This window comes from Micromonospora sp. DT31, assembly GCF_049841795.1.
In the GTDB taxonomy this organism is placed as follows: Bacteria; Actinomycetota; Actinomycetes; order Mycobacteriales; family Micromonosporaceae; genus Micromonospora.
This window is the reverse complement of sequence record NZ_JBNCKZ010000002.1, coordinates 284,907-295,728: the sequence shown is the minus strand read 5'-3', so window position 1 is coordinate 295,728 and position 10,822 is coordinate 284,907. Positions and strand designations below refer to the sequence as shown.

At 72.2% G+C, this 10,822-nt stretch carries 7 protein-coding genes; 3 read left to right on the top strand and 4 right to left on the bottom strand.

Annotated elements, in window-relative coordinates; genetic code table 11:
- Positions 1-215 precede the first annotated feature (215 nt).
- Positions 216-1,202 carry a 4-hydroxy-3-methylbut-2-enyl diphosphate reductase gene (locus ACLQ2X_RS05255; protein ID WP_425679785.1) on the top strand — a complete coding sequence of 329 codons (987 nt, stop codon included), beginning with the start codon at positions 216-218 and terminating at the stop codon, positions 1,200-1,202.
- Between the two features lie 38 nt (positions 1,203-1,240).
- Positions 1,241-1,675: a hypothetical protein gene (locus ACLQ2X_RS05250; RefSeq protein WP_425680016.1), complete on the top strand. Its 435-nt coding sequence runs from the start codon at positions 1,241-1,243 to the stop codon at positions 1,673-1,675.
- Positions 1,676-1,733: 58 nt separating this feature from the next.
- Here ACLQ2X_RS05250 and ACLQ2X_RS05245 read toward each other — a convergent pair whose 3' ends face one another.
- Both ACLQ2X_RS05245 and ACLQ2X_RS05240 read right to left on the bottom strand, forming a co-directional pair.
- Complete coding sequence (locus ACLQ2X_RS05245) at positions 1,734-5,024, bottom strand: S8 family serine peptidase (protein ID WP_425679784.1); 3,291 nt, start codon at positions 5,022-5,024, stop codon at positions 1,734-1,736.
- A 147-nt stretch (positions 5,025-5,171) separates the two neighbouring features.
- Positions 5,172-6,350: a DNA recombination protein RmuC gene (locus ACLQ2X_RS05240; protein ID WP_425679783.1), complete on the bottom strand. Its 1,179-nt coding sequence runs from the start codon at positions 6,348-6,350 to the stop codon at positions 5,172-5,174.
- A 54-nt stretch (positions 6,351-6,404) separates the two neighbouring features.
- Between ACLQ2X_RS05240 and ACLQ2X_RS05235 the strand changes: the two genes are divergently transcribed.
- Positions 6,405-7,220: a hypothetical protein gene (locus ACLQ2X_RS05235; protein ID WP_425679782.1), complete on the top strand. Its 816-nt coding sequence runs from the start codon at positions 6,405-6,407 to the stop codon at positions 7,218-7,220.
- Between the two features lie 82 nt (positions 7,221-7,302).
- Here the strand turns inward: ACLQ2X_RS05235 and ppc are convergent, their stop codons facing one another.
- Positions 7,303-10,089 carry a phosphoenolpyruvate carboxylase gene (ppc, locus tag ACLQ2X_RS05230; RefSeq protein ID WP_425679781.1) on the bottom strand — a complete coding sequence of 929 codons (2,787 nt, stop codon included), beginning with the start codon at positions 10,087-10,089 and terminating at the stop codon, positions 7,303-7,305.
- Between the two features lie 122 nt (positions 10,090-10,211).
- On the bottom strand, positions 10,212-10,781 hold the full coding sequence (locus ACLQ2X_RS05225; RefSeq protein ID WP_425679780.1) for a hypothetical protein: 570 nt from the start codon (positions 10,779-10,781) through the stop codon (positions 10,212-10,214).
- Between the last annotated feature and the right edge of the window lie 41 nt (positions 10,782-10,822).

Below are 10,822 nucleotides of genomic sequence, written 5' to 3'. Positions count from 1 at the left end.
CGTGCTCCGCCCCTCGGACGTGCTCCGCCCCTCGGACGTGCTCCGCCCCTCGGACGTGCTCCGCCCCTCGGACGTGCTCCGCCCCTCGGACGTGCCCCGCGCTGCCTCACCCGTGCTCACCCGCCCACCCTACGGGCCGGCGCCGACAGCCCGGCCCAGCCGGCCTCCGCCTCGCGGTCGCTGCCGCGTGGGAGAGGGGCACGTACCATGGGTGGGTGACTGAGGCTGAGACTCCCCGGACCGGCAAGCGCGTGCTCCTGGCCAATCCCCGCGGCTACTGCGCGGGCGTGGACCGGGCGGTGCAGACCGTCGAGGAGGCGCTGAAGCTCTACGGCGCGCCGATCTACGTCCGCAAGCAGATCGTGCACAACAAGCACGTGGTGCACACGCTGGAGGCCCAGGGTGCGATCTTCGTGGAGGAGAACGAGGAGGTGCCGGAGGGCGCCACCGTCATCTTCTCCGCACACGGCGTCGCCCCGGAGGTCTACGAGCAGGCCAGGGAGCGCTCGCTGCGCGCGATCGACGCCACCTGCCCGCTGGTCACGAAGGTGCACCACGAGGCCCGCCGGTTCGCCGCGCAGGACTACGACATCCTGCTGATCGGCCACGAGGGGCACGAGGAGGTCATCGGCACCGCCGGTGAGGCCCCGGCCCACATCCAGCTGGTCGACGGCCCGGACAGCGTCGACCAGGTCACCGTGCGCGACCCGGAGAAGGTGGTCTGGCTGTCCCAGACCACGCTGTCGGTGGACGAGACGCTGGAGACCGTGGCCCGGCTCAAGCAGCGGCTGCCACTGCTCCAGTCGCCCCCCAGCGACGACATCTGCTACGCCACCTCCAACCGCCAGCACGTGGTCAAGGAGATCGCCCCCGAGTGCGACGTGGTGATCGTCGTAGGCTCGCGCAACTCCTCCAACTCGGTGCGGCTGGTCGAGGTGGCGCTCGATGCCGGCGCGCGCGCCGGGCACCTGGTCGACTTCGCCCACGAGATCGACGACGCCTGGCTGACCGGCGCCCGCACGGTCGGGGTGACCTCCGGCGCGAGCGTGCCGGACGAGCTGGTCCAGCAGGTGCTCGCCCGCCTCGCCGAACGCGGCTTCGCCGACGTCGAGGAGATCACCACCGCCGACGAGCGGCTGACCTTCTCGTTGCCGCAGGAACTCAAGCGCGACATGAAGGCCGCCGTGGCGGCCCGCGGGTGACCGGGAACGAATCCGTCATGCGTCGCGTCCAACCGACCATGAAGATCTCTCGGACGGCGCTCGTCGCACTGCTCGCCGGGGCCGCGCTGAGCGCCTGCGCCGGCCCGGCCGACGGGCCCGCCAGCCCCAGCCCGAGCACGAGCCCGAGCACCAGCCCGAGCACCAGCGCGACGGGAGCTGCCCCGATGACCAGCCAACCCGACCCCGGCGCCCGCCCGAGCCGCCCGAATCCCACCTGGAAGGGCGGTCCGTCGACGCCCCCCGGTGTCGGCGGCACCGTCATCAGCGGCACCGTCCAGGCCGGCGTCGAGCCGAACTGCCTGCTCATCGACGGCCACCTGCTGGTCGGTGGCCCGCGCGACGTGCTCAAGGCGGGTGCCCGGGTGGAGGTCACCGGCCGTCCCGAGCCCGGCATGATGACCACCTGCCAGCAGGGCACGCCGTTCGTGGTCGAGTCCGCCCGGCCCGCCTGACCCAAAGCGGAAGCCCCGCCCCCCGAGATGGGGGGCGGGGCTCCGTCGTACCTGTGGATCAGTTGACCGCGAGGACCTCCACCGAACCGCGGCCGACCACCGCGCCCTCGGTGGTGGTGACGGCCATGTCGCCGTACAGCTCCCGGCCGGCGGCCGGGGTGGCCAGGGCGGTCACCGAACCCGTGAGGGTGGCGGTGGCGCCGTTGGCCAGGGACAGCGGGGTGGCCGGCGCGGCGAGCGAACCCAGCGCCGGGGACGCGAACGAGTCCCGGTAGTCGTACGCGGTGCTCGGGTCGCTCATCGAGTAACCGTCGATCACCACGCGGTAGGTGCCGGGCACCGGGTTGGCCAGGGTGACCGCCTCCTCCGAGTCACCGTCGGCCGACTGGCCCACCCGGGTCGTGCCGCGGAAGACCGTCAGGTCCAGGTCGGCGCTCAGGTCGGACGGGTTGCCGATCCGCGCGGTGAACGAGGTGGCACCCGCGGGCACCTCCACCAGGTATTCCTGGCTGGCGCCCTCGGTGATGCTCGGCCGCTCGGTGCGGACGCTCGCCAGCGGACCACCCACACCGGTCACCTGGACCGGGCCGAACGTGTTGGTCAGCTTCCAGCTCACCGGGGCCGGGGTGCCGGCGGTGACCGACGGGAGCTGGACCACGGCCGGCTCCACCTTGACGCCCTGCACGCGGGCCTGGAGCTGGAACGGGTTGTCCAGCGCCGGCGAGGTGCGACGCGCCTCCACCTCGATCTCCCAGACGCCCGGGATCGGGTTCTGGTAGTCCCGCTCCTGCGGTTTGCAGACCGCCGCGTCGGAGAAGTTGGTGAAGCAGGCGGTGCTGGCGGTGCTCTCGACCGGCACGCCGTACGGGTTGATGGCGATGAAGCGGGTCTGCGAGCCGGTCGCGATGCCGGACAGGTTGACCTGCAGCGCGCCCGCACCCTGCGGCACGGTCACGAAGTACGACCGGAAGTTGTTCCGCTCGACCGAACCCTCGGCCGAGAAGGAGTACGCCGGAGCGGCCACCGCGTTCGAGGCGACCACCACGGTGGAGACCTCGAAGTCGACCACATTGGTGGTCGGGTCGTCGACGGTCATGATGGCGCTGTGCGCGCCGGCGGTCATCGGCTTGGCCTTCACCTTGACGGTGACCGTCTTGTTCAGCGGCAGCCAGAGGACCTTGGGGGCGCTGTAGGTGCCGTCGTTGCCGCGGAAGGCGACCTCGTGCTTGACGCCCTTGTTCGGGCCGCTGGTCCGGGTCACCTTCACCTCGTAGTAGCGGCTCTCCTTGGCCTTCTGGCCACCACGGTCGGCGGCGCAGCGGTTGTAGATGCCGGTGCCGACGTTCGGGGTCGGCAGGAACGTGCCGGACGCCCGGTCGTAGCGGGTCAGGTTCGGCGACAGCTCGGTGCAGACCGCGGCCTCGGAGGTGTAGGTGCGGGCCTGGACACCCTTGGCGAGCAGGCTCCACGCGGCCGGCACGTTGAACATGCCGTAGCCCTGCGCGTACGTCGGGACGTCCGCGATCGGCTTGGCCGAGGTGTAGACGGCCCGGCGCAGCGCGGCCGGGGTGACACCCTTGCCGGTCGCCTTGGCGGCCGACAGCAGCAGCGCGGCGGCGCCGGTGGCCTGCGGGGCCGCCATCGAGGTGCCGTTGAGCATCTGGTAGCCCGGGGGCAGCGGGTAGCCCGCCTCCGGCACCGGGTTGCCCGGCTGCCAGGTCGGCGCGGTGGAGATGGCCGAGCCCGGGGCGGCGATGTTCGGCTTGAAGCCGCCGTCCTCACGCGGGCCGCGCGAGGAGAAGTTGAACAACGCGTTGTTCTTGCGGACCACCGAGCCGTAGTTGGCCAGCCAGGTGTCCTTGCTGATGCTCGCCGCGACGCTGACCACGTCGGTGGCGACCGACGGGTCGCCGACGGTGTTCATGCCCGGGCCGGAGTTGCCGGCCGAGATGAACAGCTGCACGCCGTAGGTGTTGATCAGGTCGTTGTAGAGGACCGCGCGGGCGTTCGAGCCGTCGTTGAGCGCCGGCAGGCCGCCGATCGACATGTTCACCACGTCGACCCTGCGGTTGATCACCAGGTCGGCCATGCCGGTGGTGAGCGCCGCGGCGGTGCAGCCGCCACCCCAGGAGCAGGCCCGGGCGGAGACCAGCTTGGCACCCGGGGCGGCGCCGTCGAAGGCGCTGTTGCCCAGCATGTCGTTGGCGGCGGTGATGCCGGCGACGTGGGTGCCGTGGGTGCTCTCGACGATGCCGATGTTGACGTAGTCGACCAGACCGGGGCCACCGGCCGGGGTGGTGTTCACGTTGCGACGGAACTCGACCACGAACGGGATCTGCTCCCGCACGGCGGTGGCCGGGTTGTCCGTGCCGAAGTGGCCGACCTGGAACTTCTCCTTGTACGGCCGCGTCACCTCGTCGTCGGTGAAGTCGTTGTTCTGGTTCGCGTCGACGCGGATGTCACCGGTGGCGGGGTTGTAGAGCACACCCCAGAAGTCGGTGGTGTCCCCGTCGCGGTTGAGGTCACCGCGGGCGTCGCTCTCCGCGGTGATGTTCTCGCGGAACACGTTGAACCGGTAGCTGCCGGCCGGTGCCGTCCAGGTCCCCAGCGACGTGGTGAACGTCGGGCCGGTGACCTCGGTGAGCATCGGCCGCCAGGACTGGTCCTCGAGCGGGTCGGTGGCGGTGACCCAGTCGACGATCTTGCGCTCGCCGGTGGTGGTCTTCTGCAACGCCGGCTGGTCCAGGTCCACACCGGAGTCCATGATGCCGATGGTGACACCGCGGCCGTCCCACTGCGGGTTCGCGGCCTTGAAGGCCTCCGCGCCGGTCTCGTGGGTCGGCATGTACGGGTTCACCGCGCCGGTGCCGGCACCCGGCCCGGCCGGCGCCTGGGCCTGGGCGGCGCTCTTCGCGCCCTTCGGGGCCGCCTCGGGAGCCGGGTCGGGGAGCTTGATGGTCTCGTCCAGGTCGACCGCGGCCACACCGGGCAGCGTGGCCGCCTTGAGCGCCTTCGCGGTGGGGACCTTCGCCAGCACGTAGCCGATCTGGTCGTACCGCTGGCTGACGGTGGCGCCGAGCCCTGCCAGCCCGTCGACGACCTTCTTGGCCGAGCCCTTCTTGGCCGCGATGATCATCGTGACGGTCGGCGCGTTCTTCGCCTCCGCCTCGTCGAGCAGCTTGGCGTCGTGCGCGCCCAGCGCCTTGGCGGCGGTCGGCTGCGACGGTTGGGGGGCGGGGGCCGCGCTCGCGGTGCCGGCGCCACCCCCGACGGTCAGGGCGCCGGCCGCGAGGACCGAGGCGAGGAGCGCGGCCGAGGGGCGCCGGCTCCGGTTGCGGGGTTGACTCACGTTCTCTTCCTCCAGAGAACAGGGCCCTTCACAAGACAGGGCACGTGTGACGGTGATCCTCTGCGTCATGACGGTTCGTGTCACTATCGCGGGGGCGTTTGTGACCACTCCGTGACAAGATCCACCCTCGTCACCACCCGTAACGTGCTATTGGTCGATGCCGGCCGACCGTTCGGTCGATGTGGACGGCGTGCCCAGCAACTCCGGTGCCTGCGGCTGCCGCGGCGCCAGCTCCACCTGCGCCGGAGCGGCCAACTCGTCGTCGGAGACGCCGAGTTCGGCCAGCTTCCGCGCGCTCACCAGCACCCGCGACTCCAACGAACCCACCGCGCGGTTGTACGCCGTCACCGCGCCGCTCAGCGAACTGCCCACCTTGCCGACGTGGTCGCCCAGCGTGGACAGCCGCCCGTACAGTTCGCGGGCCAGCGAGTGGACGGTCGCCGCGTTGCGGGCCAACGCCTCCTGCCGCCACGAGTAGGCCACCGTGCGCAGCAGCGCCACGAGCGTCGCCGGGGTGGCCAGCACCACGTTGCGGGCGAAACCGTGCTCCAGCAGCGTCGGGTCGCGCTGCAACGCCACGTCCAGGAACGGGTCGGCCGGCACGAACAGCACCACGAACTCGGGGGTCTGGTCGAACGCCGACCAGTAGGACTTGGCCGCCAGGTTGTCCACGTGCGCCCGCAGGTGCCGGGCGTGCGCGTCGAGGTGGCTGTCGCGGCCCCGCTCGTCGCGGGCCTCCATCGCGGTCAGGTAGGCGTCGAACGGCGCCTTCGCGTCCACCACCACCGTCCGCCCGCCGTGCAGCCGGACCACCAGGTCGGGGCGTACCCCCTGGTGTTCGGTCGCGGCGGTGACCTGCTCGTTGAAGTCGCAGTGCTCCAGCAGGCCGGCGGCCTCGACGATCCGCCGGAGCTGGTGCTCCCCCCAGCGACCGCGCACCTGGGGGGCGCGCAGCGCGGCGACCAGCTGCTTCGTCTCGGTGCGCAGCTCGCCGGAGACCGTGCTCATGGCGCGGACCTGCTCGCGCAGCTCGGCGTACGCGTCGACGCGGTCCCGTTCCAGATCGGCCACCCGCTGCTCGTAGCGGCGCAGCGTGTCGTGCAGCGGCGCGACCGCGCGGGCCACCGCCTCCTGGGACTGCGCGGTCGCCTCGTAGCCGAGCGCCCGCATGGACTGCTCCAACCGCCCCTCACCGGCCTGGGCGGCGGCCAGCGTCGCCTCCAGCCGGGCCACCTGCGCCGCGAAGCGGGCGCGGGCGGCGAGCCAACCCACCGCGCCGCCCGCGGCAAGGCAGAGCACCACCACGGCCAGCGTCGCAAAGCTCATGGCCAAGAGCTTGCCAAACGGGTACGACGAGCGCCCGGTGGGTACGTTCGAGTCATGGAGTTCGCGTTGTGGCTGTTCCTGATCGTGCTGCTCGGAGGTGCGCTGGTGTGGTGGCGGTGGGGAAGCAGGTCCCGGCGGTCCCACGAGTTGGCCGACGCCCGCGCCGAGGCGCAGCGCTGGTACGAGCGGCTCGGCGGCCAGCTGATGAACCTGCACGGCGACGCCCCGGCGGTCCGGCAGGCGCTCGCCGACGCCGGTGAGCGCTACAACGCGGCCGGCTCGCAACTGGAGCAGGCGAGCACCCCGCGCCAGTTCGCGCTGGCCCGGGAGACCGCGCTGGAAGGGTTGGCGTACATCCGGGCGGCGCGCACCGCGATGGGCATCGACCCGGGGCCGGAGCTGCCGCCGCTGGCCGCCGCCCAGGGTGCCGGCGCGCTCACCAAGGAGCGCGAGGTCGACGTGCAGGGGCAGACGTTCCGGGCCGGGCCGCAGCCCGGCAACGCCACGCCCTACTACTACCCCGGTGGGCGGTTGCAGGGTCGGCCGGTGCCCGCCGGGTGGTACTCCACGCCGTGGTGGAAGACCGCGCTCGGCGCGGGCGCCGGGGTGCTCGGCGGCATGCTGATCGCCGACGCGCTGTTCTCGCCCGGGTTCGGCGACCCCGGTTACGGCGCCGGTTACCAGGAGGGCTTCGGTGACGGCCAGGACGCCGGCGACCAGGGCGGCGACATCGGCGACCAGGGCGGTGACATCGGTGGGGACGCCGGCGGCCAGGGCGGTGACTTCGCCGGTGGGGAGTTCGGCGGCGGTGACTTCGGCGGCGGCTTCGGTGACTTCGGCGGCGGCGATTTCGGCGGCGGCGACTGGTAGGCGGGCCGCGCGTCCCGGCCCGGGTGTTAAGAAGGGCCCCCTCCTCTACCGCAGGCGTTAACAGGGGGCCCTTCCTTACACCTCAGCCGGTGTTGCGCATGCCGGCGGCGATGCCGTTGACGGTGGTCAGCAACGCCCGCTCCAACGCCGTGCCGTCGTTCGGGGCGCGCCGCCCGCCCGGCGCGGTCGCCACCGCACGCCCGGCGGCACCGGACTCGCGGTACTGCCGCAGCAACGCCACCTGCAGGTGGTGCAACGGCTCCAGGTAGGTGTCGCGCACGGCGAGCGTGCGCTGGAGCACAGGCGAGTTCTCCAGCAGGGCCGGCGCGGCGGTGACCGCCAGCACCTCCTGCTTGGTCAGCTCGTACTCCTCCTCGATCTTGGCGAAGATCGGGTGCAGCGGCTTCGGGACCAGGGTCTCCACGTACCGGCGGGCGATGGTCAGGTCGGTCTTGGTCAGCATCATCTCGACGTTCGACAGGAACGTGCGGAAGAAGTGCCAGTTCCGGTTCATCTCGGCGAGCACGTCGGCCAACCCTGCCGCCCGCGCGGCGGCCAGCCCGGACCCGACACCGAACCAGCCCGGCACGATCTGCCGGGTCTGCGTCCAGCCGAACACCCACGGGATGGCACGCAGGCCGGACAGACCGGCACCGGTGTTCGGCCGCTTCGCCGGCCGGGAGCCGATGTTCAACGCGCCGAGCAGCTCGGTGGGCGTGGACGCCCAGAAGTACGCCGGCAGGTCCGGGTCCTCCACCAGCGACCGGTAGGACCGGAACGCCGACTCCGACACCACGTCCATCGCGGCGTCCCAGCGTTCCAGCATCTCGGCGGGCTGCCGGGGCGCGGTGTGCAGCAGCGTGGCCTGGAGCACCGCCGCCACGGTCAGTTCCAGGTTCTCCCGGGCCAGCGCCGGCAGCGTGTACTTGTCCGAGATGACCTCACCCTGCTCGGTCACCTTGATCGCGCCGTCGAGCGTGCCGTAGGGCTGGGCCAGGATCGCGTCGTGCGTGGGCCCGCCGCCGCGACCGACCGTGCCGCCCCGGCCGTGGAACAACCGCAGGTGTACGCCGTGCCGCGCGGCCACGTCCCGCAGCGCCCGCTGGGCCCGGTGGATGGACCACTGGCTGGTGGTGATGCCGGCCTCCTTGTTGGAGTCGGAGTAGCCAAGCATCACCTCCTGCACGTCGCCGCGCGCCGCCACCAACGCCCGGTAGGCGGGCAGCGACAGCAACTCGTCCAGCAGTTCCCCGCCGGCGTTCAGCTCGGCCGGGGTCTCCAGCAGCGGCACGATGCCGATCCGGGCGCGCCCGGAGTGCACGTCGACCAGGCCGGCCTCCCGGGCCAGCACCACCGCGGCCAGCACGTCGTCCACGCCGAGGGTCATCGAGATGATGTACGACTCGATGACCTCGGGACCGAACCGGTCCTGCGCCTCCCGGACCGCCCCGAACACGTCGAACGTCTTGCGGGCCGACTCGTTGAGCGGGCTGTCCTGGGTGGAGAGGGGCCGCCTGCCGGTCAGCTCCTCGGCGAGCAGCTTGGTGCGCTCCGGCCGGCTCAACGACGGATAGTCGGACACCTCACCCACCGCTGCGTAGAGCTGCGCCAGCACCTCGTGGTGCTTCTCCGCGTGCTCCCGGATGTCCATGGTGGCCAGGTGCAGCCCGAACGCGGACACCGTACGGATGGTCGAGGCGAGCCGCCCCACGGCGGTGAGCTGACCCGAGTTGCGGGCCAGCGACGCGCGCAGCAGCTCCAGGTCGGCGATCAGCTCGGTCGACCCGCGGTAGTCGCGCCCCGGCACGTGCGGGGTGCCGGCGCGCAGCCGCTGCCGGGTGTTGGCCAGCTTCGCCTTCACGCACCGCGCCTTGAGGCGGTACGGCTCCTCCGCGTTGACCCGGCGGAACCGGGGCGCCACCTCGGGCAACGCGTCCAGGTCCTTGGCCAGGCTGGCGGACAGGTCCAGCGACACCGCGCGCAGCCGCCGGGAGACGCTTACCTCGGTGATCAGCTCGTCCATCGCCTTCTCGGTGGCGGCGATGCCGTGCTCGTGCTGGATGCGCAACACCTCGCGGGTGACCACCGGCGTGACGAACGGGTTGCCGTCGCGGTCACCGCCGATCCAGGTGCCGAACGTCAGCGGGCGCGATGTCGGCGAGGTCTCCACGCCGAGGCTGCGCAGCGTGTCGGCGAGGTCGTCGAGGACCTGCGGGGCCGCCTCGGCGTACAGGTCACGCAGGTAGTAGATGGCGTTGCGCGCCTCGTCGGTCGGGTCCGGCCGGTCCAGCCGCAGCTCGTCGGTCTGCCACATCAGGTCGAGCAGTTCGGCGAGGCGGCGGTTGGCCGGCCCCTCGTCGCTGGCGCCGTAGAGGATGGCGTTGGCGGTCTCGGTGTCCAGCTCGTCGGCGACCGCGCGCAGCTTGGACAGGATGGACCGGCGGGCCGCCTCGGTGGGGTGGGCGGTGAAGACCGGGCGGACGGCCAGCCGCCGGGCCGCGGCGGCGATCTCCTCGGCCGGCACGCCCCGCTCGGCGATCATCTTGGCCGCCTGGTCCAGCCAGCCACCGTGGGTGGCCCGGCGGCGGCGCAGGTCCCGTGCGCGGTGCACCTGCTCGGTGATGTTGGCCAGGTGGAAGTAGGTGGAGAAGGCACGGGCGAGTTTCGTGCCGGTGGTGACGTCGAGCCCGGCGAGGCGCTGGGCGGCGGCCGGCACGTCGGAGCGGACCTGGGCGCGGATCTCCTCGACCAGGTCGAGCAGCGGCCGACCCTCCTGACGGGCCAGGGTCTGCCCGAGCAGGGTGCCGAGGCGGCGGATGTCGGCCCGGAGAGCGGCGTCGGGGCCGTCGTGGTCGTGCGGGTCGGTCACGGGTGCGCTCCTTACGCGAGGACGAAGGACAGCGCTGTCCGACTCCCTGGATCGTATCCGCGTGCCCGGTCGGTTAGCAGGGGACCCTTGCAATCGCCTGCGGTATGGGAAGGGTCCCCTGCTCACGTTTCGACAGGCCGGGCGCCCGGCCTGCCGGGCGGTCCGGCAGCCGCGTGGTGGTGGCCGAGCGTCGTCAGGATCTCGGCCTCCGGCCGGTCGGCGAAGGTGAGCGTGGCGGTCAGCCCGGCATGGCGCAGCGACCGCCGTGCCCTGCCGTCCACAGGTGTGAGTATTCCGAGCCGCTGGCACAACTGTGGGTCACCTGGCGTGACCACCAGCACCTTCTCCCCGTTCCACCGGCGCCGGCGGGTGATGCGTGCGATGTCCTCCCACGCCAGCAGGATCGCCTCGCCCTGGGTGGGCCGGGTACGGATCCAGAGCCCGGCCGGGCCGAGCGCCAGCACCGGGCCCAGGGAGCGGGTCAGCCAGAGCTGACAGCCCAGCGGGGTGCCGACCAGGATCAGCGGACAGGCGACCAGGTCGAAGAGGTCTCGGTAGTCGTCGTACTCGAGGGCGGCCTCCCGGCCCATCCAGTTGAGGATCGAGACGTAGGCCCAAACGAATGGGGAAACGGCGACCACCAGGACCACCACGGAGGCCAGCCCGCGTTTCGGGATGTGCGGGCGGACCACGTAGGGCTGGTCCTCGGGGATGCGTGTGGCGGTCGTCGGGA

Coding starts and splice junctions, on each gene's coding strand:
- ACLQ2X_RS05240 (WP_425679783.1), bottom strand. CDS start 6,350: ATGAGCTTTGCGACGCTGGCCGTGGTGGTGCTCTGCCTTGCCGCGGGC.
- ACLQ2X_RS05235 (WP_425679782.1), top strand. CDS start 6,405: ATGGAGTTCGCGTTGTGGCTGTTCCTGATCGTGCTGCTCGGAGGTGCG.
- ACLQ2X_RS05250 (WP_425680016.1), top strand. CDS start 1,241: ATGAAGATCTCTCGGACGGCGCTCGTCGCACTGCTCGCCGGGGCCGCG.